The sequence below is a fragment of the Limnohabitans sp. 15K genome (genome assembly GCF_002778285.1).
Classification (GTDB): Bacteria; Pseudomonadota; Gammaproteobacteria; order Burkholderiales; family Burkholderiaceae_C; genus Limnohabitans_A.
Genome location: NZ_NESM01000001.1, coordinates 1,473,989 through 1,498,765 on the forward strand (window position 1 = coordinate 1,473,989; position 24,777 = coordinate 1,498,765).

A 24,777-nucleotide genomic window follows, 5' to 3' on the forward strand; every position below is an offset into this window, starting at 1 on the left:
GCTTAAACGGGTGAATAGGAAGCCGTCTGGTGTTGCATGGTGATCGGCTGACCTTGTTGGGCGGACGCCAAGATACCCAGGCACACCTCCATGGTGGCTTTGGACCAAGCGCCACCATGCACAGGCGAAGCGCCGTGGCGTGCAATCGACCACAGCTCATCCACCACCTCTTGACGCGGGATGTCCATGGCAGCGCAAGGCACCAACTGCACGCCGTGCACATCATGCACCTCCACACCTTGTGGGGTGAGGCGCAAATCGGCCTGGCTGCATGACACCAGCACAGGCCCGAAGTGCTGAAATCCTGCGGTGTCATGCGAAGCGCTCGGAGTGTAAGCAGGCCCGCCGTAATTGCGCTCTGCCTTTTGTGCGACCTCCCGCATTTCATCGCTCGCGCCGATGCGCTTTTGCCGCGTGGCTTGGTGCGTCAAGGGCTTTTTGATTTGGCCCAATTCCCCCACCTGGTCCATCCAAACGTCCGAATCGAAAAAACCATAACCGTTGTAATGAACCTGTGCAAAAGCGCCGGACTCAAAATTCAACAATGCGCCATACGCACCTTCTGTGGCTCGAGCCTTGTCCCATGCACCCGTTCGGGCATACACAGAAGTCACCAAGCCACCGGCCAACAAACGGACCACGTCAATTTGATGGGCCGCTTGACTGAAGACCACACCGCCGCCTTGCGCCGTGTTCAGTTCTTCCGGTCGGCGTGGGCGGTACAAAAAATCGGTGAAATTGAATGCCAGCACCGATTGCACCTGCCCGTAACGACCACTTCGAATCAGGTCCAAAGCCAAGCCCACTGGACGGTCAAAACTGTGGCTGTGCCCCACCACCAAGTGCGTCCCCGCTTGCTTGGCCGCATGGATCATGCGATCACATTCGGCCAAGCTCAAGGCCATCGGTTTTTCAACCAAGACGTGTTTGCCATGCGCCGCCGCCAAGGCCGCATGTGCCTCGTGCCATGGATGCGGCGTCGCAATGTAAACCCACTCCACGTTCGGGTCTGCGCACAAGGCCTGCGCACTTTCATGCGCCTGCGCGCCAAATTGTTCACGGAAAAGTGCGGTGGCATTGTCGTGGGGGTCACAACAAGCCACCAGTTGAATGCGCGGATCTGCGGCCCAAGTGGGCAGCATCAAAGTAAAGGCACGGCCCAGACCCAGAACACCCACCCTCAATGGCTGTTCAACACTCATAGATCCAGCACCAAATGCGCACTGCAAGCCCGGGAAACACACACCATGATGTGCTGGCTCTTTTCGTCGTCCATCAACACAAAGTCGCGGTGATCGGCCTCACCCTCGAGCAAGGTGACTTTGCAAGAACCACAGGTGCCGCTTTCGCAAGAACTGGGCACCAGCACGCGTTCGCCTCGCAAGGCGTCGAGCAAACTTTGGCCTGCGCCCACCCGGACTGTCTTGCCAGTGCGCGCCAACTCCACTGTGAACTCACGGTCATCCGTCTGCAGTGCGTTGCCTGAGCCAAAACTTTCGAAATGCACCGAGCTGCTGGGCCAGTGGCCCGTCATGTCTTTGACCTCGTCCATCAGCCGCTGGGGGCCGCAGCAATACACATGACATCCTGTAACAGGCTTATCAAACAACTTCCACAAATCAAATGCCTTCTGGGCATCCCCTTGGTCATGGTGAACCATCACTTTGCCGGCCCAGGCCTCGGAATTCAATTCATCCAAAAACGCCGTGCTGTCTGCATCTCGCGTCAGGTAAACCAGCTTGAATGCCCGTAAACCCTCGGCTTGCAATTGCTGCAACATGGCGCGCATCGGCGTGATGCCAATGCCGCCGGCCACCAGCAAAAAGCTTTTGGCTTTTGCATCCAAGCTGAACGCATTGACGGGGGCAGAGACATCCATCCAATCACCGACCTGTGTGCCATCGGCAAGGCTGATGGAGCCCCCGCGCCCGTTCGCTTCACGCTTGATGGCCACTTCGTAATGGCCCGTGTCCGCTGGGTCTCCGCACAAAGAATAGGGGCGGTTGACCCCATTGGGCATCTTCATGGTCACATGCGCACCCGCTTCGAACCCAGGCAAGGCTGAACCTTCAGGGTGTGCCAAAGCCAACCAATAGGTGTCCTTGGCGATCACGCGTTTCTCCGTGATTTTGAGTCGCATCCAGCCGGATGTGGGGTCCATGTCTCAAGCCTTTCAACCAAGGTGGGTAAACACCATTGACAAAGTGCCAATGATTTCATGAAATCAGTTTATCTTAGATTGCTAAGAAAAAATAGACCGCACTCACCCTGAACCTTTTCACCTGCTTCAAGGATATGGATATGAACCGTCGCGCACTCGCTGCACTGGCAGTGGGCTTGGCCTTCTCGCCCTCATGGGCCCTCGCACAAGGTCAAACTTTTCCGAACAAGCCTGTCAAGTTCATTGTTCCCTACGCAGCCGGTGGCCTGCCCGACTCGGTCGCCCGCATCGTGGCCCAGAAGCTCACGGAGCGCTTGGGGCAATCGTTTGTGGTCGACAACAAACCAGGCGGCAACGGTGTTGTGTCTTACCAAAACCTGGTGAGCGCACCCAACGACGGCTACACCTTCATCGTGTCGGACGGCTCCATGCTGTCCATCACGCCACAAATCAACAAAAGCGCGCAGTACACCGCCGGCAAAGAACTGATGCCGGTTTCCTTGATTGCTCGCTCGCCTTTGTTTTTGGTGGCACACCCCAAAAGTGGCGTCAAAAATTTGCAAGACTTCTTTGCCAAGGTCAAGGAAAAGCCGGGCCACTACACCTATGGTTCTTCCGGGATTGGCAGCTCACACCACTTGACCATGGAGGCTTTGAAAGCCGAAATGAAACTCGACTTGCGCCACATCCCGTTCAGAGGATCGGGCCAATCGGTCCCGGCTTTGGTAGGTGGGCAAGTGGACTTTTTGTTCTCCGCTTTGCCCTCCATGCTCGGTTTTGTCAAAACCAACCAAGTCACACTGATTGCCAGCAACGACGCCAAACGTTCCAACCAGGCCCCGGATGTCCCGGCCATTGCCGAAGCCGTGCCCAAATTTGACTTCTCTGTCGCCATTGGTGTTTTGGCCCGTGCAGGCACACCGCCCGACATCGTTAAAAAACTCAGCGATGAAATTGCCCAGGCCGTCAAAGCACCGGAGGTGATTGAGAAACTCACCACCGCGGGCATCGACCCGGTGGGCTCTACCCCCGAGGCCTATGCCAAAGTCATTGAGCTTGAAAACGCTGCCATGGCCAAGGCCGGGAAAGCAGCGGACCTCAAAGCCGATCAATGAACGTGGAGTTCAGCACAGCACAAGTCGTGCTGTGGTCGCTTTGTGCCTTGTTTTTCACGATGGGCGGCTTCGTCAAAGGCACGATGGGGGTCGGCTTGCCCCTCGTGGTGGTCCCTACACTCAGCCTTCTCATACCGGCCCCTCAAGCCATGGGCCTGCTGGTGGTGCCCGTGCTGGTCTCGAATTTGTGGCAAGCCATCGAAGGCGGCAACATCCGCTACAGCATTCGACGCTTTGGTCGTTTGATCTTGGTGCAAATGGTGATCACCTTGCTGACGGTCAAATTCAGCTCTGGCTTGAGTGTGGGCCACCTCAACCTGTTGATCGGCATCAGCTTGCTGGTGGCAGTGGCTTGGATGGGTCTGAAACCCAACGTGCAAGTTCCAGCCCGCTTCGAAAACTTGGCCTGCATTGTGGTCGGTGCTTTGGCGGGTTTGATGGGGGGCATCTCCTCACTCACGGGGCCCTTCATCATCACCTTGTTGATGGCCCTCAAGCTGAGCCGTGAACAGTTCATTGGCAGCATCAGCATCATTTACTTGGCGGGCAGCATCCCCATGTACGGGGCCATGCTCTGGTACGAACGCTTTGGATGGGTCGAGGTAGGACTTTCCGCCTTAGGCCTGATTCCCATGTTTTTAGGGCTCAAAATAGGCAAAGCGCTGCGTCACCGACTGTCCGAAGACACGTTTCGCAAACTCCTTTTGATTTACCTGTTTGTGTTGGCCATTGTGCTGACCTTGAAATAAACCACCATGAACACCTCAACGACAAGCATCCACTGGTCAGATGACTTTCTTTTGGGCTTTGGTCCCATGGACGAAACCCATCAAGAATTTGTCTCCTGCATTGCAGCCATTCAAAACGCTGCACCCCAAGACTGTCTGGTTTTGATGGACCAATTGCTGGAACACGCCACCGCACATTTCCAGCAAGAAGACGATTGGATGATGGCCACCGAATTTCCACCCCGTACTTGCCACATGGACGAGCATGCCGCTGTACTGGCCTCCATCACGGGCGTGCGCGAACTGGCCATCCAAGGTGCCCCCGAAAAATGCCTGCCTTTGGCCAATGAATTGGCGCGCTGGTTCCCGTCGCACGCAGACCACCTGGATTCGGCTTTGTCGCACTGGATGTGCAAAATCAAATACGACGCCAAACCGCTGGTTTTCAAACGTTCGGTCGCCCATGTCACCTCTTGAGGTTTGCTGGACATGAATCAGTCGGCCTACGGCATGAGATAAGTTCACAACTGGTGTAATCGCCATTGCCTACAAGGACGTTCTGTTTTTATATTCGCCCTATGAAAAAACGCACGTTCTTGGCTTGGGGTGGCGCATGCCTGCTCTCCACCACCGCTTTGCAGGCCCAAAGCAAATACCCAGACCGCCCGATTCGATTGGTGGTGCCATTTGCACCTGGTGGTGACGGCGACATCATTGGCCGCATCTGGACCAAACACATCACGGCCGCGAGTGGGGCCAGCCTGGTCGTGGACAACAAAGCAGGGGCAGGCGGCGCCATTGGTGCCAGTGACGTTGCACGCGCCAAGAGCGATGGCTACACCCTGCTGCTGGGCACATCGACAACGCAAATCATCAACCCACTGGCTTCTTCATCGCCGACTTATGATCCCGTCAAGGATTTCGTGATGGTCGGCACCATCAGCCAAAATCCGACCTGCATCATCGTCAACCCCAATTTGCCTGTGAACAACACGCGTGAGCTGGTGGCCCTGTTCAAAGCCAATCCCGGCAAATACGCCTACGGCTCGGCCGGTCCAGGGACGATCACCAATCTGACCGGTGAGCTGTTCAAGTTATTGGGCGGCAAACTGGATGTGCAGCATGTGCCCTACAAAGGCGGTGGCCCTGCCTTGCAAGACGTGATTGCTGGTCACATTCCACTGATCACGACCATCATGTCCTCGGCCGTCCTGGCCCAACACCGTGCCGGCAAAATCAAGATCTTGAGTGTGAACAGTGACAACCGGTTGAAAGTGGCACCCGACATTCCGACCTCGGTAGAAGCAGGCTTCCCCGAAATGCGTGTTCAGGTCTTCAACGCGATTTTTGCCCCCGCCAATACCCCGCGAGACGTGCTGGATTATTTGAAAACAGCCCACGCCAAAGTCCACGCCACGCCGGCTTTCACGCAGGAGTTGGAGCGCTCCGGTTCGGAAGCCATGAACCTGACGGACCCCGATCAGTTCATGGCCGAGGAAGTCAAGCGTTGGTCTGCGGCCATCAAAGCCACCCAATTTAAATTGGGCTAAACCTTCAATCAGAAGGTTGCAAAACCACTTCACGGCCCGAAACGCTGGAGGCCATCACGGCCTCGCACACTTCTAAAGTGGCCAAGCCCCATCGGCCATCGTGCACAGCCGCTGCACGACCTGAGATGGCGTCATGAAACTCCATCAAGACCAGATCTCTGGGGCTGAGGTCATTGGGCAGCAGAACCTCACGCGAACCCATCGCCGTTGAAATTCTCAAGCCTGTTGGCGTTTGCCGGATGTCGCCTTTTTCACAATGCACCACCGTCAAACCAAAAAAGGGCTGAAAGGGCGCACGGTCAGGAATGGCGTGAACCGCCCGTTTTTCTTTAGCCAAACGCTCCTGCTGAGGGTCCAGTGCGACTTGCAGTTTGCGTGCCCAAGGGCGGTCTTCAGGGCTTTGCGCAAATCCCCACTCCGAGATTGAAAACCCCAGGTCCATGCTCGAAAGACCTGCATAGCCACTGTAGACGGCTGTGGCCGCTGCGCCGTTGTCAAAGTCAAGGAACACCGTGTGCGCCCCTACGGAGGACCTGTCTGGATCAAAGTCAAAAGCACGCGCCTTCACACAGCTCACTTGACCCGCACACAACCATCTCAAAATGTCGAACTGGTGTGCGCCTTGGCGAAAGGTGACACCACCGCCTTTGGCAACATCCAACTCGTCAGATCGTCTGGGCCGGTACATCCAATCGGTAAAGCACCAGGTATTGACCATGCGGACAAGCCCCAGCTCGCCAGAATCAATGATGTTCCTCATGGCCTGAACAGGTCGGTCAAAGCTGTGGGAATGTCCCACCAACAAGACCACCTTGGCTTCTTCAGCAGCGCTCACCATGGTGCGCGCGTCCGACAGGCCAGTGGCCATGGGTTTTTCCACCAGCACATGCTTGCCGTGTTGAGCGCACATCACCACCTGACTGGCGTGCAACTCGGTGGGTGTTGCCAAGTAAACCGCGTCCAAGCCTGAATGCGCCAACAACGCATCCAGGCTGTCGTAAAGCGCCACCTGGAAGCGGTTTTGCAAGCCTTCACGCACATGCGCCACAGGCTCAGCAATGGCCACCAGTTTGAACCCCGGATGCTTGTCAAGCGCCGGCAAAAAAGCCTGCCCAGCGGCCCCGAAACCGACCAAGCCAATGCGTACAACAGGGTGGTCCATCATGGCCTTGTCTTGTCGGTCACTTGGCCCGTTTGGTCACGGTGTCCTCAAACATCTTGGTCCACTTGGCTTGCATGTCAATGGCCATGGCAGGGTCGATGTATTTGACAGGGGTTTGGGTGAAAGGGTGTTCAATCTTTTTGCTGGTGGGTACAAATTTGTCATCGGCCAACAGCTTTTGTCCATCACTCAACAAGAACTCGTAAAACAGCAAGGCTGCATGCGGGTTGGGTGATTTTTTGAGCAGGGCAATGGTACTGGGTTGCGCCATCAAAGGCTGCAGTGCCAGGCCTTCGACGGGGGCCCCCTTGGCTTTGACTTGCTCCGGATTCCAGCTGTAAACCGTGAGCGCCAAAGGCACCTCTCCTGAAGAGACCAACATGGTCAGGAGCGAATGCCCTTTGCGCACTGAAATCCCGTTGTTGGCCGCCATGTTGTTAAAGAGTGCCAACCCCTTGTCTTCACCCATCTGAGCCATCAAGGCGCCAAACCATGCATGGTTGTTGCCTTCAATGCCCAGTTGCCCCTTCCATTTGGGCGAGAGCAAATCCTCGTAAGTCTTTGGCAAATCTTCCTTCTTGATCTTGCCCGTGTTGTAGGCGGCCATCCAAACGTCAACGGTGATGCCGACCCACTCTTTGTGTGCAGGAACAGCTTGGGGGATCAAGTCTTGGTGAAATACCGAGCGCACTTCTTGCAACAATTTTTCACGCGAAGCGGCTTCATTTTCTGGTGCATTGTTTTGCACGATGTCCACTTCGAACTTGTTGCCCCTGGCCTCGGAAATGACCCGCTGCAGAACAGCCTCAGACCCCGCTCGCCAAGCCTTGGTTTTGATGTCGTATTTCTGGGTGAATGCGGCCATCACCTTGGACAGCGCCGGGTACACATGGTAGACCGTGAGCGTGCCTTCTTTTTTGGCCCCGGCGATCAAGCGCGCCTGTCGGTCTGCGCCAGTGTAAGTGGCCAATTCAGCCACAGATGCAGCGGCTTTGGAGCCTTCAGTGCTCTGCGCCCACAGCGTTGGCGCGCCACTCAAACTCAAAACAGCCAAGAAGACCAGGCAAAAAGTCTTGTGAATTTGGCGAAAATTAGAAGCCATTTCATTTCCCTTCTTAGGATGTTCTGGCACGTCCCAACGCGCGGTACGCTTTGCGTTTGAGGTACTCGAAGTTCACGATGTACTGCTCCGACCGGGTGATGTTGAAGTGCAAGCGCTCGATGCTTTGGGCATCAAACTGTTCACCAATGCCCCCCCCAGATTGCGCAGCCAACTGAATCTGGCACGCGTTTTCCAGCATGATGGTCAAAATGGTGGCCTCTTCAATGCTGGCGCCCACAACAGCCACGCCATGGTTGCGCATGAGCACCGCCTTGTGCATGCCCAGAGCTTTGGCCACGCCGGCACCCATCGCCTGAGACCGGATCAGATCGATCGTGTCGCGGAAATAGGGCAAGCCATCTGAAAAAGCCACAGCGGGCTGGCTGATGGGTTGCAGGTTTTGCCCAGTTGCTGACAAAGCCACGGCATGGCTGGGGTGGGTGTGAATGACGCTGTTGACATCCGGTCTGCATTTGAAAATTTCAGAGTGGATGTACACCTCGCTGTGCTTGCGTCCGCCACCACCCACCTTTTCGCCGTCCAGGTCGCACAGGACCATGTTGTCCATGGTGATTTCGTCAAAGCCCATGCTGTGAGGCTTCATGAAGAAATGCGTGGGATCACCCGGCACCCTGATGCTCATATGGCCACGGGTCAAATCACCCAAGCCCTCGGCATCCAGGATCAAACCCGAATCGATCACTTTTTGTTTGGCAACAGTGCTGTCCATGAGGGGCATTTCCAGTTCAATCAAAAAGTTGAGACAAGTCTTTGGCGATCGGTGAATATTTCGCGTGCGTGCGCATCATGAAACTCGAAAAACCGTCACTGTTGTGGTGCTTCTTTTTCTCGTTGGGCAAGTCGATGCGCGCGTTGCGCAAAGGATCGCGCACCAAACCCATCGGGTCTTGACCGGCCTCCACCTTTTTCATTTCACGCCGCAGTGTCCGGCGGTACAAGGCGATGCCTTTGTCTGTGGCCCCCAGGTTCTCACGACTGCGGTCAGCAATCGCGCCTTGTGACACCCAAGCCATCATGTCTTGACCATCGACGTTGTCGACGATGAATTCACCGTCGGCATCCAAATAGGGCACGTCATAGATGTGCACCTTCTCCAGCAAATGCGGTGGCACAGCCTTACCCGCTGGGGGGACATAGGCGTTGTACCAAAGGTGCATGGTGTGCTCATCATCGACCGGCACGCGAATTTGGAAGGAGTAATAGCGGGATTTCTCATCACCGTTGCCCACCGCCAGCATGTTCGGAAAAACAATGGGATGACCGATTTTCCAATCGTCATCGTCCTCCGAATGGCCTGCCAGCAAACGGTGTTTGGTGATGCCGTATTCAAACTCTTTGAAGTCGATTTTTTCGTGGTGCGCACTGATCGCCACTTTGACCCCCTCTTGCTCTTTGAGGAACTCGTAGTGATGGCCATGCAGCCATTCGGTGTGAATGGGATCGAGTGAGTTTTCCATCACCTGCAACCAGTTCACCGGCAAGATGACACGGCCCATCATGCGGATCGTGCCCTCGGCCACAAAACCGTCAAAACGCGGCAGCAAAGGTTGGGGCTGAGGGCCCATATAAGCAAACAGCAATCCCCCCAACTCCTGCACCGGATAGGCATCGGTCGAAACCGTGGCACGAAAAGCCGGATTTTCCTTCTCGTTGGGCTGGTTCAGACACTCGCCTTGGGGTCCAAACTCCCAACCGTGGTAAGGGCAACGGATGCCGTTTTGCGTTGGAATGCCATGGGCAAACGAAGCCCTGCGGTGGGGGCATTGTTCGGCAATCAGCCCCAAGCGCCCCTGCCGGTCCTTGAACAAGACCAGGTTCTCTCCCAACAACCGCACGCGCTTGGTCCACTTGTCCTGCATCTCTACCGCGGCGGCGATCGGCTGCCAATAACGCCGCATCAATTCGCCCATGGGCGTTCCCCGACCGACTTGGGTCAATATTTGGTTTTGTTCAGGGCTTTCCACACGAACTCCTATTCATTTGACTGGCCTGTAGCGCTGTGCTTAAAACATCAGCCTTCGGTTCATTTTGTTTTGACTCGGGCAGCAGGTTTGACCGCTTTAGAGGTTTTCACGGTCTTCTCGGTCTTGGCGGCCTTGGCCTTGACCTCGACCTTCGCTTTTTTCGGCACCACCCCAGAAGCTGTTGGTCTGCGCCGCTTGGCGGCAGCTGGGGTCACCAATTGCCCCAAACTGCTGCCATCTTCCATGAGGTGTTTGATCTCCGTGTTCATCGCCACATCCCGGCGGCGCTGCAAAGCGATTTCTTCACCCGTGATGAAGTAATCGCCTTTGACGGCACGCTGTGCCATTTGCTCATTGCGCTCGCTCCAGTCGCCCAGGGAGTAGCCAAACCATGGCGCTTCCGGCTTGAGTTTGGGCAAGCCCAACTCTTCCCAAATGGCTTTGGCGTTTTCCATGAACTCCCGTTTGGGCAAAGCGATGGGTGGGAAATCGTCTTTCAAAGTCGCGTCAATCAACAAAGAGCCATCAACCCCGTTGTTGCGTGGACTGCGTGGACCGTGTCCCGGGTCTCGCCCTTGCAGAACCTGCAGGTCAAGCGCAAAGTTCGCCCGGTAACTCATGGCCCACAACAAGGCATCGGCATTGTCTGGATCAATGTCCTCGTTCACGGCCACCACCATCTTGCCGCCTGAGCGCAGCAAAGCGGCTGCGCCATACAAGGCACGCCAAACCTCGGTGGGTGGTGTTTTTCGGCTCACCACCACCACCAGCACTTTGCGCAAATTGGTCAAAGGCTCATGCATCGACACCTTGACCACGCCTTTGATACCCAACTGCTTTTTCAAGTGGTTCAAAAACACCGGCTCGAGTGCAACGCGTTTGATCAAACTGGACTCTGAGGGCGTGACCTGAGAAATGATGGAGGTCAAAATAGCATCTTTTCGGCGGGTGATCGCCGTGACCTCCATGTACGCATTGAACTCTTGCAAATTCACATGCCCATGGGACTCACCAAAGGGGGCCTCAGGCTCCAGCCACTCGGTATTGATGTAACCCTCAATCACGATTTCAGCTTCGGCGGGCACCAGCAAATCCACCGTTTTGCACTTCACCACATTGATGGGTGAGCCGGCCAGCCCGCCCGCGACATGCAGCTCATCGGTGTCTTCTGCCAACTTTTGTGCAGAGGTAAAAGCCACGCTGGGCGGGCAACCCAAAATCACAGCAGCCGCCAGTTTTTGCCCCTTGGCCTTGGCCTTCTCCCAATGGGTGTAAATGCCCGGTTGGTTTTCAAGAGAAGGGTTCATGCCCAGGCGTGTGGGTGACTTGACCTGGCCACGGTAAATGCCCATGTTCTGAATGCCGGTCTCCGGATCTTTGGAGATGTACTGCGACAAGGTTGTATAGGGCGCATTGTCCCAACCTGGCGTGGAAATCGGGATGGGCAAGCTGTCCACGCCCTGACCCGGCTTGAGCAAGTCCTTGCCTTGCACCACGATCTCTTGACAGGGCGCGCTGGTCACCACGTTGGGAAGGATCGGGTTGTTGATGGCATGGGTCCATGTTTTACCGATGTCCTCAATCTTGCAACCCATGCCCACACTGTAGATTTCTCGATTGGCGGCCAAGGCCCCGACCACCACGGGAATATCGTATTTTTTTCCTTTGCCATTCACCACGTTGGTGAACAAGAAGGCTTTGCGATCAGGCTCGGCAATGCCCCCTCTGAACTGCCAACGGACCAGCGGATGCAGTTCGGTGTCTTTGTTGATCGGCCGGTCTATGGTCACCAGAAGGCCGGCCTCATCCAGCGCTTTGATGTGTTCATGCAAATCGCGATAAGCGCGCGCAGGGTGCTGGCTCGTCGTGGCCGTTGTTTTCTTGGCACTTGGCTTTTTGGCTGCGGTAGATGTTGGAGATGGATTTTTTTTCATGGCAAAACGCTTTCAGACCTTGTTCAGCGGTCAATGGGTATTACTTGATCGGTTTGGTCACCGTGTCTTCGAACAACTTGCTCCACTTGGTGAAGTTGGCCAGTGTCGCCACCGGATCCACGATGTCCACCTTCAATTCAGGGTAGGGCGATGGCACCTGCGTGTTGGTCGGTAAGAAGTGCAAACTCGCCAACAGTTTTTGGGTTTCTGGTGACAGCATGTAGTCATAGAAAAGCAAAGCCGCATGAGGATTTGGTGCTCTCTGGGCCACCGCCACTGCAAAACCCTGAGCCACCACGGGCGACATGGCGAACCAGTCCACCGGTTTGCCGGCACGTTTGTCTTTGGCAGGCAGGTCAATGTAGGTTGTCAGTGCCAAAGGCACCTCGCCTGCAATGACCATGTTGTGCAAGAGCGAGGCCCCAACGCGGGGGGTGATGCCATTGCGCGCCACAATGTCTTTGAACAATTTCAAGCCCTGCTCTTCGCCATAACTGGCCACGACACGCGTGAACCATTCCTCAGCTTTGGCCTCCACGCCCAGATTGCCCTTCCATTTCGGGTGCAACAAATCTTGGTAAGTTTTCGGCAGGTCCTCTTTTTTGTACAAATTGGTGTTGTACGAGTGCACCGTGACGTTCAAAAATGGGACGGCCCAACCGTTGTGTGCAGGCAAGGTGGAGGCCATCATGTCCTTGTGAAAAGGCGAGCTCACGGGCTGAAGCAACTTCTCGCTCCAAACATAAGCCATCTCACTCGCTGGCATCATGATCAAGTCGACCTCAGACTTCTTACTCGTCCCTTCACGGAGCACACGCTGCGTCACGTTGTTGCTGCCGGACCGCCAAGCCTTCACCTTGATGCCATATTTGGCTTCAAAAGGGGCCAAGATCAACGGCAGATCAGAGGGTCTGAAAGCCGTATAAACGGTCAAATTGCCTTCAGCTTTGGCCGCATCCAGCAACTTTTGTTGGCGATCCGGCTTGTCATATTGCATCAGCGCAGAAGGTGTGGCGGTTTGCGCCCAAGACACCGACTGCAACGCCCAGAAAAGGCCTGTGACGTACAAGCCCAAACGAAGCTTTTTGGCGTGTTGAAAAGTTTTCATTTTTGTCTCCTCTGTATACAACCCCAGCCCACTGAGCACAGAACGATCACATCTCCTTCGGCACGCCACTTCGTTTGACGATCTCGCCCCAGTTTTTGTATTCGCTGCGCAGGTAGGCCGCAGCTTCATCCGTGGTTTTGCTTAAGCGCGGTTGCAGCCCCAAAGACACCAACTTTTGCTCTACCTCGGGCTGAGACACGACCGCATTCAACGCGGCATGGGTGGCTTCAACCACGGCTTTGGGCGTTCCTGCCGGGTAAAGGACCATCAACCAAGTGGTGGCCGTGAAGTCTTGAAAGCCCTGTTCCATGAGGGTGGGCACATTCGCCAATACACCACCCAAACGCTTGGCACTGCCCGCCGCCAGCGCCCTCAGGCGGCCAGACTCCACATGGCTGCGCACAGCCGAGGCGGTCTCTAAGGCCATGGACACGTTGCCAGAAATCACGTCGGTGAGCCCGGCGACGCTGCCCTTGTAAGGAATGTGCATGATTTTCAAACCCGCCTTGCGCTTGATTTCCTCCATCGCCAGATGCGACACCGTGCCATTGCCAGAAGAAGCGTTGTTGAGTTTGTCAGGGTTGGCTCTGGCATACGCCACCAACTCTTGCAAATTTTGGACCGGCAAAGAGGGGTGGCACACCAGCACAAAGGGCAGGTCACCGACCAGCCCTGAGGCCTCAAAATCTTTGGATGTGTCGTAGCCCACCGAGCCATAAATGTGCGGATTGGTGGCTGCCGCAGACATGTGGGCCACCATCAGTGTCAAGCTGTTGGCGGGTGACTTGGCCAATTGGCTCAGTGCCAAACTGCCCCCCTGGCCCGGCCGGTTTTCAACGATGTAACTGTCCCCGGTCAGAGCGCGCAAGCGCTCAGCGAGCACGCGTGTCACCATGTCTGTGGCTTGCCCAGCGGGAAAGCCCACGATCATTTTCACAACCTTGCCAGAACCGGATGTCTGGGCAAAAGCCAGGGGACTCAAGGCTGTGCTGGCCGCAGCAGCCAACAGTGTCCGTCTGGAAAAGTGGAAAGCATTCATGGCGCATCCTAATGAGGGGAATCAGCGAATGAGGTTGGCACCGGCAATGGCCAGCGCAGCACCCAAAACAGCGGCGGGTGCCAACCACCAAGCAGGAACCATGGCAGGACCATGACCCGAAGACGGGTACGGATTCACAGTTTGAACGGCAGCTGCGGGCGCATCGCCTTGAACCGGTGACGAGGGTTCGAGCAATGCGGGACCGGCCTTCAAAGCGGGCACCGCATGGACCTGCGCCTCGGGCTCAGGTGGCAACAGCTGTTTCCGCAAAGCTTTGAAAAAATCATCGGCCATTTTTTTGGCCACACTGTCGATCAGTCTCGATCCGACTTGCGCCAATTTGCCACCAATTTGCGCTTTGGCCTCGTAAGAGAGTTCGGTGCCATCGGCCGTCTCTCGCAAACGCACAACCGATGTGCCCTTGCCAAAACCCACAGCGCCACCTTGGCCTTCAAAATGCATGACGCATGACTCAGGAGCCATGACGTCCGTCATTTTCAAACTGCCCTCAAAGCGCGCCCTCAAGGGGCCGATAGCGGTCTTGATGACCACCTGAAACGCATCGGGACTGACTTGCTCCACCGATTCGCAACCTGGCAAGCAGGCCTTCAGAACGACAGGATCGTTGAGTGCGGTCCAGACCACCTCACGCGATGCTGGAATGACTTGTTGACCAATGATGTCCATGGCCTGCTCAGTGCGCTTTTTTCTTCATTTCAGCAGCCGTATTCACCATGGAATGCATGCTGCGTGCGTAATCGATAGCGCCTTGCTCGTCCATGCGTGGCGCTACGCGCAAATACTCCTTGAGGCCCAAGATCGCTGGGCGGGGTCGGCTGAGCAACAAACCCGTGAATCGGTCGACTTCTGCATGCAGTTTGTCCGCCGCCACCACGTTGCTCACAATGCCAAAATTTTGAGCCTGCTTGGCATCGATGAAGTCGGCGGAATAGGCCATCCACAAAATGGCGTTCCGGTTCATCCGGTCATAAATCGCGGACATGACCATGGTGGGCATGACGTTGTGCGCGATTTCAGGAATGTTGAAGGTGGCCTGGTCACTGGCAAAGGACACATCACACAAGGACGCGATCGCCGTACCAAAACCCATGCAACGCCCCTCAATCACGCCAATCACCGGCACTTGGCAGCTGCGCAAGGCTTTGTAACTGTTGAAAATATGGTCGTACTCTGGGCGACGCGAGTAAGCTTCTGGCGAAGGTGGGTTGGCAGCATCGCGAATGCGGCCGGTACAAAAATCTGGGCCCACACTCGAAAGCACCACGCAATCGGAGGTTTCGTGTGCCTTGAGCACAGCCTCAGCGAGTGCGCCGGCCATGCTGTCCGAGACACCATTGTCTTGTGTTCTGTTGAATTTGACACGCAGAATGCGGCCATCTTGTTCAATCAGGATTTGAGGGTTCATGGTGGATTCCTTTCAGGGTTTGATGTTCAAAAGAAGGCGGCAAAATGCCGCAGCAAAGCTGCATTGAAAGCAGCAGGCTGATCGATGTTGGGAAGGTGTCCGGCATCGGCAATGATCTCCAGCACAGCCGAGGGGATCAGGTCTTTCAGTCCTTGCATGGCTTGTGGCAAGGGGCCGTCGTTGGCGCCCACAATCAGGGTGGTGGGCACTCGAATCGAGCCCACCTGGCCTAAATAATCGAGGCCTTGGATGGCTCGGGCACAGCCTTCAAAGCCGGCCACCGATGTGATGCCAATCGCCTGCAGGAATTGCTGCTCAATGGCAGGGTGTGCATCCAAAAATGCGCGCCCAAACCAACGTTCGGCAGTGGCACTGGCCAAAGCTTGGCAACCTGCAGCCTGAGCGAGGGCAATGCGCTCATCCCAAGGCACTGCCATCGCAGGCGTCATGTCTGCCCGTGCATCGCACAAACACAAACTCAACAAACGATCCGGATGCAGACAGCCCAAGCCAAATCCACTCATGCCGCCCAAAGACAGGCCCACGTAATGCGCGCGCGTGATGTGTAGGCCATCCAGCACGGCCAAGCTGTCATCCACCAGGTCCTGCATGGTGTAAGGCGCAACAGAGGCTTGAGACATCCCATGGCCTCTCGTATCGGCACGAATGACACGCATCCCCCGATCGGCCAGCAGTTGGGCTTGCGCCTCCCACATCATGCTCGAGGACAAAATGGAGTGGGTCATCAAGACCGGGGTACCGGCATCAGGGCCCTGTACATGGACTGCGATATCTCCGGCTGCCCCCCGCACGCGCAGGTGTTCAACGGCAAACTTCATGCGATCGCTCCTTGTGTTTTTTGCAATGCTGTCCAAATGGCTTGGGGCGTCATGGGCAGGTGATCGATCGAAGCCCCCAAAGGCGCGAGCGCATCATTGACGGCGCTGGCAATGGCGGCGGGGCTACCCAAATAACCCGCTTCACCTGAGCCTTTTTGACCAAATTCGGTCAAAGGTGAGGGCGTGCAATGGTCCACGATGGTGATGGCCGGGACTTCGGCCGAACTGGGCAACAGGTAATCCATGAAGGTGCCCGACATCAACTGCCCCTCTTCTGAGAAGGCAAACTTTTCCATCAGCGCTGCCCCCAGTCCGTGGGCAATGCCACCATAGGTCATGCCGTGCACCACATCCGGACTGATCATCACGCCGCAATCGTGGCCGCAGACATAGCGCCGAATGCTGACCTTGCAGGTCCCCGGATCGATGCTGGCCAAAATCACATGGGCTTCGAACGAATGACAGGGGTACATTTGCACCCGACCATCCTCTGTAGGCAACATGCCGCCCGTGGGCACCTCCCACACAAACTTCTCTTGCAGACCAGGCTCCATGCCCTCGGGCAAAAGATGGAACTTGCGGTGCGCGATCTCGATCAAGGCATCCCAACTCAAGCACTTTTTCTCATCGTTTCGGGCGGCCACATGTCCGCCCTCATAGACCAAGTCTTCCTGCGCAACGCCCAAGTTGAAAGCAGCAATGTGGAGCAGTTTTGACCTGATTTTTTTGGCCGCACCGGCCGCAGCACCGCCCAGCATGATGGCCATCCGGCTGCCCACCGGGCTGTTGGAGGGCAAGGCATTGAGCGAATCGGCGTGCAAAACACGGATGCTGTCGGGTTCGCGGTGCAAGATTTCAGCCACCACCGTGGACACCATGGTTTCATGGGCTTGCCCCGACGTCGAAGTCCCCATCAGTGCCGTGACAGTGCCCGCCAAGTCCACCCGCACCAGGCACGAATCCATCCAAGTGGTGGTTTGATTCTTGGGGTTAAAAAGCGGCTCGAAAGACGAATTGCCACCCGATGGCTCAAGGCAAGTGGCAATGCCAATCCCGGCCAACCAGCCCTGGCTGCGCAAGGCATCGCGCTCGGCCACAATTTTGTCAAAAGGGGCCGCATTCAAGGCCTTGGTCATCACCGTATCGTAATCACCCGAGTCGTAATGGGTCCCGCTGGGGATCAGGTAAGGGAACTCGTCTTTCCCAATCATGTTGCGACGGCGCAATTCAATCCGGTCCATGTTCAAAAAGCGCGCCACTTTGTCCAGCCCGGTTTCAATGGCGTAATTGGTGGGGGCTTGGCCAAAACCACGCACCGCTTCCTGCGGGGTTTTGTTGGTCATGACGGCAATGGCGTCGTACTCCACACTTTGAATCCGATACGGACCCACGATCGCGCCCACAGGCTTGCCCAGCTGCAAAGGTGAGCGGCCCGAATACGCCCCGATGTCGTCCAAGGCCCGCATGCGCATGCTGCGCAAAGTGCCATCTTTTTGGAATCCCAAAGTCACATCAAAAATGCGGTCCGGGCCTTGCATGTCACCACCGCGCATGTTCTCAATGCGGTCCTCGATGAGGCGCACGGGTCGACCCAGCTTGCGGGCCAAAAACCCCACCAGCACCGAATGCTTGAGTCCGCGCTTGACGCCATAACTTCCGCCCACATCCACATCGAAATGCACCCGAACGGCATTGCCCGGCAAGCGCAAGGCCTTGGCCAACTGATCTGGGAATTTGGGCATCTGAATCGACGCCCACACATCCAAAACACCTGTGGCATCGTTCCAGTCGCACATCACCGCAAAGGTCTCAATGGGCACGGTCGAATTGCGCGCCCAGCGAACGCGATAACTCAACTGGTGGTCACATTTCGCAAAATCTTCGTCCACCGGACCCCACAAGAATTTGCGTTGAAAAATCACATTCGAGCCGTGCGCCGGATGCACCAAATGCGCACCTGGTGCCATCGCGGCCTCGGGGTCGACGATAAAAGGCAAGGTTTCGTACCGAACGGCGACGAGCTCCGCTGCGTCTTCTGCCAAGGCACGGGTTTCGGCCACCACAGCAGCCACCCATTCACCCGCGTAACGGGTCACATCGAAGGCCATGGGGTAACGCGTGACCTGTGGCGCGTCCACGCCCGGCAAGGTGGGCTCGGTGCCTTGGCGCAGCTCTTCCCCCGTGAGCACAGCGTGCACCCCCGGCATGGCCAATGCGCGGCTGGCATCGATGGACACGATTTTGGCGCTGGCGTAAGGACTGGCCACCAAGGCCACATGGAGCATGCCCACTTTTTGAATGTCAGCGGCGTACTGGCCTTTGCCCACCACAAAACGTTTGTGCTCAACAGCCCGGCGGTGCTTGCCAATAAAACGGAAATTGCTCGAGGGCTCAGCCATGGGTGTGTCCTTGTGGCGAAGTGGCGTGCATCACAGCATCCACAATTTGCTGGTATCCGGTACAGCGGCACAGATTGCTGCTGATGGCCTCTCGCACCTGCGCTTCGGTGGGATGGGGATGACGGTTGATCAGGGACTGGCAGGCGATCAGCATCCCGGGCGTGCAATAGCCGCATTGCAAAGCATGTTTTTCGCAAAAAGCATCTTGAATTTTGGACAACTGGCCGCGCTCGGGCGCCAGGCCCTCCACCGTGGTCACACTCAATGCGTCCGCTTGCACCGCGAACATGCAACAAGAGCGCACAGGCTGATCGTCGAGCATGACGGTACAGGCGCCACACACCCCGTGCTCACAGCCCACATGGGTGCCCGTCAAGCCCAGTTCATCGCGCAAAAAGTCGACCAGCGTGGTCCGAGGTTCGACCCGGCGCTGTTGCAGCACGCCATTCACCCGAATCTCGATGTCATGTTGAGTTGTCATTTTTTCACTCTCATGTCTGGTCACGCGGCGTTCAAAGACGCCTGTTGTGCAGACTGAATCAATACACGTTCCAGCAAAACACCGACCAAATGTGTCCGGTAAGCTGCTCCAGCATGCATGTCGCTGCCGGGGTCACACAAGCGTGCCGCCGCTTGGGCCAAATCTTTCGCCATGTCTGAGGTCAGGGTTTTTCCGATCATGGCATCCGTCAATGCGCCAAAGACCAAGGGGGTTCCCGAGACACCCCCCGCACCCAGGCTCAAACGCAAAATTTGACCTTCCGCGTTGAGCTGGATCTGACACGCCGCAGAAGCCATGGCGAAATCGCCGTGCCGAATGGCCGTCTCTTCAAACGCACAGCCCACGCGCCCACCCGACCACACAGGCCAATCAATGCGGGTGAGGCATTCGGCATCACCCACCGCTGTGAACATGGGACCGAGAAAGAAATCGGCCGCAGGCACCACCCTTTTTTCAGCCAGGCTTTGAATGTGGATTTGTGCGTCCAGCACCATGGCCGCCAAGGGCAGTTCGGCAGAAGGATCGGCATAAGCCAAACTGCCACCGACCGTGCCACGGTTGCGTGTTTGCTGATGCCCCACCCAACGAAGCGCCTGTTTCACCAAGGGCAAGCCCGTGATCACATCGGCATGGCTTTCCATTTGCGCTTGCCGCACACCCGCACCGGTTGAGATGCCATCGGTGTGGCGAACAAGACCTTGCAAGTCGGTTAACCGGTGGATGTCCACCAAAAAGGCCGGACGCGCCAAGCGCATGGCCATCATGGGCACCAAACTTTGGCCGCCGGCGATCAGTTTGGCGTCGCCACCATGCGCGTCAAGCAGGGTCAATGCCGCATCAAGATGGTCCACGCGCACATAGTCGAATGGTGCCGCCTTCATCGGGTTTCCCGCCTCAAAGTGGGATCATTTATCACGCCGAACTCCTTTTTTATCGTTTTAATTTTGATGCTGCCCGAAACTCCACGCAATCCAAGTTAACTCACATACCAAGAGTTTTTCTCACATAATTACCGACTATTTAAGGACAAAATGTGGGCCAGTCATGAGAAAACTTCCTCCACTCAACGCTGTTCGCGCTTTTGAAGTCGCGGCCCGTCACGTCAGCTTCACCAAGGCGGCCAAAGAGTTGTGCGTGACCCACGGTGCTGTGAGCAAACAAGTCGCCACACTGGAAAGCTGGCTGGCCACGCCTTTGTTCAACCGCTCGCAATCACAAGTCACATTGACCGAGGCGGGACGCACATTTTTCGCCGCCGTCACCCCTGCGCTGGACCGCATCGCCGTGACCTCCATGCAACTGCTGGAGCAAAGCGACCCCACCGCCTTGCGCATCAATGCGCCACCGACCTTCACCATGCGTTGGTTGATTCCTCGCATCTCGGCTTTTCAAAGAAAACAAACCGGCATTGAGGTGAAACTGACCACTTCCACAGCACCGGTGAATTTTGAAGAGCACGCCTACGATGTCGCCATACGTGCTGGACACCATCCCTTACCAGGTCTGACGTCGGTCCCGTTCATGACCGAAATCATCGTGCCCATCTGTCACCTTGACCTTCTGGAAAATGGGCGGCTTCAATCCCCGGCAGATTTGGCAGGTCAGACACTGATCAGCTACTCCACGGAACCCCTGTCTTGGGCTGAGTGGTTGCCCGAGGCCGGCCTGAAGGCCCCCCTACAGACTCAGCAGCTGGAGTTGGAGCAAATGTTTTTTGCCTTGCAAGCCGCCGCCGAAGGTTTGGGTGTGGTGTTGGTGCCCTTGTTCTTGGTGGCCGACGACATCATTGCCGGGCGTTTGTGCGCGCCTTTTGGTTTGACCGGCGCACGCAAGCGCCAATACTTTGCCAACACCCCGGCAACAGCCCATTCAAACCCCGCCATGACCAGTTTTGTGGAGTGGCTGCTGCGCGAGGGTCGAGACACCGAACAATCCATTGAGCTGCTGTCCCACACCATGGGATGGCAAACCTGAGTTCCGATTTGTGAAATTTCCTCCAACCTGCAACGGCATCCTGATGCGCAAAAATTAACTTGCGGGCATCATCCGACGTTCAACCCATTGTTTCGATCACCATGAGCAAAAACAAAACCGGCTACCCCGACTTGCACGACCATTTGGCCCAGCTGAAAGAGCGCGGCCTACTCCAAGTCATTGACCACCCCATCGACAAGGATTCCGAGCTCCATCCCCTGGTGCGCTGGCAATTTGTGGGTGGCATGGATGAGGCAGAGCGCAAAGCCTTTTTGTTCACCAACATCGTCAATGCGCAAGGGCGCAAATACGACATGCCTGTGGTGGTCGGCGCTCTGGCCGCCAACCGCGAAATCTACAGCGTCGGCATGGGCTCCAGCGTAGAAGAAATCCAAGCCCGTTGGGACCATGCCATTGCACACCCCATTGCCCCCAAGATGGTGACCCAAGCCGAATGCCAAGAGGTCATCCACGAAGGTGACGCTTTGCAAGGCGAAGGCCATGGCCTGGACATGCTGCCCATTCCGATTTCAACACCGGGCTTTGACAGCGCGCCCACGCTCACGGCCACCAATGTGATCACCATGGACCCCGAAACGGGGGTGCAAAACATGGGCACTTACCGCTGCGCACTCAAAGCCCCAGACCGGCTGGTGGTTCGCATGGCCACACGCGTGGGGGGTGCCGGGGGTTACCTGCACTACCAAGCCTGGAAAAAAGCGGGGCACAAAACCATGCCGTGCGCCATCGTTTTAGGCTGCCCGCCCTTCGTGGCCTTCATGGGTCCTCAAAAATTACCCATCGGCATGGACGAGTTCGATGTGGCAGGCGGTCTCGCAGGTGTGCCCATCGAAGTGACCCAGGCACGCACCGTGAACTTGCGCGTACCCGCGCAAGCCGAAATCGTTCTCGAAGGCTTGATTGACCTTGAATTTCTGGAGCCAGAAGCGCCATTTGGCGAGTCCCACGGACACGTTGCACTGGAAGAGTTCAACCTGCCCATGAAGATCACGGCCATCACCCATCGCTTCAAGCCGGTGATCCCCTCCTACATCAGCCAAGTGGCACCCAGCGAGTCGAGCGTGATCAAACGCGTGGCTTATGAGCCCTTGTTCTTGGCCCACCTGCGCAATGCACTGGGGATCAAAGGCGTCAAGCGGGTGTCGCTGCACGAGCCGTTGACGGGTTTGCTGCGCGTGACCATCATCACGTTTGAAAAGAACACACCCAAGACGGAAATCTGGCGCGCTTTGTATGGTTCGGCCTTTTTCAAAGGCGACTGCGGCAAGATCTGCATTGCGGTCAACGAGGACATCGATCCAGACAACGCCGACGCACTGCTGTGGGCCATGGCCTACCGCATGAACCCGGTGGCCGATGTGCGCACCCTGGACCATCGGGGTCAAGGGCATGGTCCTAAACGAGAAAACGATGGTGAAGAAGACTCCACCTTGTTGATGGATGCCACCATGAAAGGGGACATGCCGCCCTTGGCTTTGCCCACCAAAGATTACATGGAACGCTCCAAAGCCATATGGGAGCAACTCGGCTTGCCCAAACTGCGGCCGCAAGCACCTTGGTTTGGCTACTCGCTGGGCGATTGGTTACCCCAATGGGACGAATCAGCCTTGCGGGCAGCCACAGGTCGGTACTTGGAAAACGGCAAAATCAGTCTTGGCCAACAACGCAATGACGTCAAGGCCGAATCCAAATTCCGTCCAGATCAAGTTTGAGGCCGCCCATGGAAAACGCCACCATCGCCCCACCGCGCCGCCTGATTGTCGGTATCAGCGGCGCCTCCGGCATCATTTACGGCATCCGAATTTTGCAGGTGTTGCAAGGGTCCGGCATCGAAACCCATTTGGTGATGAGCGATTCGGCCAAGCTCACTTTGGCCACGGAAACAGACATGAGCTTCAAAGAGGTCGAAGCCCTTGCCACCGAAGTGCACAACGCCAAAAACATTGGCGCGACGATTTCTTCTGGCTCGTTCAAGACCATGGGCATGGTGGTTGCACCCTGTTCGATCCGTTCACTGTCTGAAATTGCCTATGGCATGACCGGCGGCTTGCTCACCCGAGCCGCCGATGTGGTCCTGAAGGAACGTCGGCGCTTGGTGCTCATGGTGCGCGAAACGCCATTGCACACAGGGCATCTGAAGTCGATGCTGCAGGCAGCCGAAAATGGTGCCATTTTGATGCCCCCCGTTCCTGCACTCTATGCACGCCCTCAATCACTGGATGACATGGTCAACCACACCGTGGGGCGCTGCCTGGACTTGTTTGACATTGAAACTGAGCTGGTCAAACGCTGGTCTGGCATGGGCAAGAGTGTCGACAAAACCTGATTTGTAATCGCCAAGCACCATGAAATCACTGTTCGTTTATTACAAAGTGGCGATCGATCAACACGCCATCCTTCGCCCTTTGGCTGAAAAATTTCAGCAACAGGTTCAGCTGGAATGGCCAGAGCTGCGCTGCGAGCTCTTACAACGCCCACAAGCCACACCCGAGGGCATTGAAACTTGGATGGAGGTCTACCACCACCCACAGGGCTTGAGCGACGACATGATGATCGGCATTGAACGTTTGGCCCAAGAGATGGGTTTGCCCGCCAAACGGGCCTCTGAAGTGTTCACGCCCTTGCGTTAAGCCAGATCCATGGGTTCAAGCCTGCTGAAACCGGCCGTATGGCTACGCCCTGTGCTGACTGCACTGGCCGCTTTCTGCGGTGCGGAAGCGGCTTATCTCATGCACATTCCCTTGCCCTGGATGCTCGGCTCCATGTTTGGCGTGGCCTGCATCACCTTGGCCGGTCAGGTGTACCCCCAACCCAAATGGGCACGAAGAAGCGCACAAGTGTTCATTGGCAGTGCGCTGGGTCTGTTCTTCACCCCCTTGATTTTTCAGCAACTTTGGGGGCTTTTGCCCTGGATCACCGTCGGCGCTGCATCGGTCATCCTGATGTCTTTGCTGGTCGCACCCCTGTTGCAAAAGATGGCTGGTTTGGATGGGGCCACCACCCTTTATGCCATCGCTTTGGGTGGTGCTTCCGAGATGAGTGCACAAGCCCAGGAGGCAGGTGCAGACGCCCCCATGGTGGCCCTGTCGCACACCGTTCGCATCGTGCTGGTCATGCTGACCACCTCACTGATCGCAGGCACCAGTGGTGGTGCGATGCCCCTGCCCAACACAACGGCGCATCACTTGTCGCTGAACAACGCCGCCATTCTGCTGGTCGGCTCTTACCTGATGGGCATGTTGTTTGTCAGGCTGCACATAGGCAGTGCCTGGAAGCTCGGCGCATTGCTGGTCGGTGCTTTGTTTGCCCTGTCAGGCTTGCAAGGACGCTGGCCCCAAGAAGGGGTTGTGGTCGCACAGATGGTGATTGGCTGGGGCTTGGGTCAGAACATGACCCGTTCATTTTTTACGCGTGCACCCCTGGCCATGCTCGCCATGGCAGGGTCCACCCTGCTGCTGATGGCCGGGTGCATGGGCATGGCCTGGGTTTTGTCGCAACAGATCAACATCCCCTTGATCACTGCATTTTTGGCCATGGCCCCCGGTGGCATGACCGAAATGGGCCTGATTGCCAAACTCTTCGGTTTGGCGGTGCCAACGGTGATCACCTTCCACCTGTTGCGCATGGTGTTTGCTTTGCTCTTCACACAAGTTTTGGGGCGTTGGCTCATCCGCCTCCATTGGATCAAAACCTGATTTATCCTGTGCACTTGTGCTGCCGCTGAATCTTCTG

At 56.5% G+C, this 24,777-nt stretch carries 24 protein-coding genes; 9 read left to right on the top strand and 15 right to left on the bottom strand.

What is annotated here, in order from left to right:
* Positions 1–2: 2 nt before the first annotated feature.
* Positions 3–1,202 carry a Gfo/Idh/MocA family protein gene (locus tag B9Z40_RS06995; RefSeq protein WP_100172494.1) on the bottom strand — a complete coding sequence of 400 codons (1,200 nt, stop codon included), beginning with the start codon at positions 1,200–1,202 and terminating at the stop codon, positions 3–5.
* Complete coding sequence (locus tag B9Z40_RS07000; protein WP_100172495.1) at positions 1,199–2,161, bottom strand: PDR/VanB family oxidoreductase; 963 nt, start codon at positions 2,159–2,161, stop codon at positions 1,199–1,201. The genes B9Z40_RS06995 and B9Z40_RS07000 overlap by 4 nt, the downstream gene beginning before the upstream one ends.
* 140 nt (positions 2,162–2,301) lie before the next feature.
* Here B9Z40_RS07000 and B9Z40_RS07005 point away from each other — a divergent pair, with 140 nt between their 5' ends.
* The 4 genes from B9Z40_RS07005 (at position 2,302) to B9Z40_RS07020 (ending at position 5,554) form a co-directional block, all read left to right on the top strand.
* A complete protein-coding gene (locus B9Z40_RS07005) occupies positions 2,302–3,276 on the top strand; it encodes a tripartite tricarboxylate transporter substrate binding protein (RefSeq protein ID WP_233204813.1) in 975 nt (324 codons plus the stop codon).
* On the top strand, positions 3,273–4,025 hold the full coding sequence (locus B9Z40_RS07010; protein ID WP_100172497.1) for a sulfite exporter TauE/SafE family protein: 753 nt from the start codon (positions 3,273–3,275) through the stop codon (positions 4,023–4,025). Before B9Z40_RS07005 ends, B9Z40_RS07010 begins: the two co-directional genes overlap by 4 nt.
* 6 nt (positions 4,026–4,031) lie before the next feature.
* Positions 4,032–4,481, top strand: a complete 450-nt coding sequence (locus tag B9Z40_RS07015; protein WP_100172498.1) for a hemerythrin domain-containing protein — start codon at positions 4,032–4,034, stop codon at positions 4,479–4,481.
* 101 nt (positions 4,482–4,582) lie between these two features.
* Positions 4,583–5,554, top strand: a complete 972-nt coding sequence (locus B9Z40_RS07020) for a tripartite tricarboxylate transporter substrate binding protein (RefSeq protein WP_100172499.1) — start codon at positions 4,583–4,585, stop codon at positions 5,552–5,554.
* Positions 5,555–5,558: 4 nt separating this feature from the next.
* Here B9Z40_RS07020 and B9Z40_RS07025 read toward each other — a convergent pair whose 3' ends face one another.
* Genes B9Z40_RS07025 through B9Z40_RS07085 form a run of 13 tightly spaced genes read right to left on the bottom strand, consistent with a single transcriptional unit; the run spans position 5,559 to position 19,931 of the window.
* Entirely contained in the window at positions 5,559–6,716 is a 1,158-nt protein-coding gene (locus B9Z40_RS07025; protein ID WP_233204814.1) for a Gfo/Idh/MocA family protein, read from the bottom strand.
* Positions 6,717–6,735: 19 nt separating this feature from the next.
* On the bottom strand, positions 6,736–7,818 hold the full coding sequence (locus tag B9Z40_RS07030) for an ABC transporter substrate-binding protein (protein ID WP_100172501.1): 1,083 nt from the start codon (positions 7,816–7,818) through the stop codon (positions 6,736–6,738).
* Positions 7,819–7,831: 13 nt separating this feature from the next.
* Positions 7,832–8,548 carry a class II aldolase/adducin family protein gene (locus B9Z40_RS07035; protein WP_233204815.1) on the bottom strand — a complete coding sequence of 239 codons (717 nt, stop codon included), beginning with the start codon at positions 8,546–8,548 and terminating at the stop codon, positions 7,832–7,834.
* Positions 8,549–8,564: 16 nt separating this feature from the next.
* Positions 8,565–9,803: a Rieske 2Fe-2S domain-containing protein gene (locus B9Z40_RS07040; RefSeq protein WP_100172503.1), complete on the bottom strand. Its 1,239-nt coding sequence runs from the start codon at positions 9,801–9,803 to the stop codon at positions 8,565–8,567.
* A 59-nt stretch (positions 9,804–9,862) separates the two neighbouring features.
* Positions 9,863–11,737, bottom strand: coding sequence for a UbiD family decarboxylase (locus B9Z40_RS07045; protein WP_100172504.1), 1,875 nt, complete (start codon positions 11,735–11,737; stop codon positions 9,863–9,865).
* Positions 11,738–11,777: 40 nt separating this feature from the next.
* Positions 11,778–12,845, bottom strand: a complete 1,068-nt coding sequence (locus B9Z40_RS07050; protein WP_158238064.1) for an ABC transporter substrate-binding protein — start codon at positions 12,843–12,845, stop codon at positions 11,778–11,780.
* A 46-nt stretch (positions 12,846–12,891) separates the two neighbouring features.
* Positions 12,892–13,884: a tripartite tricarboxylate transporter substrate binding protein gene (locus B9Z40_RS07055; protein ID WP_100172506.1), complete on the bottom strand. Its 993-nt coding sequence runs from the start codon at positions 13,882–13,884 to the stop codon at positions 12,892–12,894.
* 21 nt (positions 13,885–13,905) lie between these two features.
* The gene (locus B9Z40_RS07060; protein WP_100172507.1) at positions 13,906–14,571 is read right to left on the bottom strand and encodes a carbon monoxide dehydrogenase subunit G; all 666 of its coding nucleotides are present in this window, start codon (positions 14,569–14,571) and stop codon (positions 13,906–13,908) included.
* 7 nt (positions 14,572–14,578) lie between these two features.
* Positions 14,579–15,310 (bottom strand): enoyl-CoA hydratase/isomerase family protein, encoded by a 732-nt coding sequence (locus B9Z40_RS07065; RefSeq protein WP_100172508.1) that lies wholly within the window; start codon positions 15,308–15,310, stop codon positions 14,579–14,581.
* 26 nt (positions 15,311–15,336) lie between these two features.
* Positions 15,337–16,149, bottom strand: coding sequence for an alpha/beta fold hydrolase (locus tag B9Z40_RS07070; protein WP_100172509.1), 813 nt, complete (start codon positions 16,147–16,149; stop codon positions 15,337–15,339).
* A complete protein-coding gene (locus tag B9Z40_RS07075; protein ID WP_100172510.1) occupies positions 16,146–18,548 on the bottom strand; it encodes a xanthine dehydrogenase family protein molybdopterin-binding subunit in 2,403 nt (800 codons plus the stop codon). The genes B9Z40_RS07070 and B9Z40_RS07075 overlap by 4 nt, the downstream gene beginning before the upstream one ends.
* A complete protein-coding gene (locus B9Z40_RS07080) occupies positions 18,541–19,029 on the bottom strand; it encodes a (2Fe-2S)-binding protein (RefSeq protein ID WP_100172511.1) in 489 nt (162 codons plus the stop codon). The genes B9Z40_RS07075 and B9Z40_RS07080 overlap by 8 nt, the downstream gene beginning before the upstream one ends.
* Positions 19,030–19,049: 20 nt before the next feature.
* A complete protein-coding gene (locus B9Z40_RS07085) occupies positions 19,050–19,931 on the bottom strand; it encodes a xanthine dehydrogenase family protein subunit M (RefSeq protein WP_100172512.1) in 882 nt (293 codons plus the stop codon).
* 163 nt (positions 19,932–20,094) lie between these two features.
* Between B9Z40_RS07085 and gcvA the strand changes: the two genes are divergently transcribed.
* From gcvA to B9Z40_RS07110, 5 genes are all read left to right on the top strand, one after another.
* On the top strand, positions 20,095–21,024 hold the full coding sequence (gene gcvA, locus B9Z40_RS07090; protein ID WP_100172513.1) for a transcriptional regulator GcvA: 930 nt from the start codon (positions 20,095–20,097) through the stop codon (positions 21,022–21,024).
* A 101-nt stretch (positions 21,025–21,125) separates the two neighbouring features.
* Positions 21,126–22,757 (top strand): UbiD family decarboxylase, encoded by a 1,632-nt coding sequence (locus tag B9Z40_RS07095; protein ID WP_100172514.1) that lies wholly within the window; start codon positions 21,126–21,128, stop codon positions 22,755–22,757.
* An 8-nt stretch (positions 22,758–22,765) separates the two neighbouring features.
* Positions 22,766–23,371 (top strand): UbiX family flavin prenyltransferase, encoded by a 606-nt coding sequence (locus B9Z40_RS07100; RefSeq protein WP_100172515.1) that lies wholly within the window; start codon positions 22,766–22,768, stop codon positions 23,369–23,371.
* Between the two features lie 19 nt (positions 23,372–23,390).
* A complete protein-coding gene (locus B9Z40_RS07105) occupies positions 23,391–23,675 on the top strand; it encodes a DUF4936 family protein (RefSeq protein ID WP_100172516.1) in 285 nt (94 codons plus the stop codon).
* Between the two features lie 9 nt (positions 23,676–23,684).
* Positions 23,685–24,740 carry an AbrB family transcriptional regulator gene (locus B9Z40_RS07110; RefSeq protein ID WP_100172517.1) on the top strand — a complete coding sequence of 352 codons (1,056 nt, stop codon included), beginning with the start codon at positions 23,685–23,687 and terminating at the stop codon, positions 24,738–24,740.
* Positions 24,741–24,777: the final 37 nt, after the last annotated feature.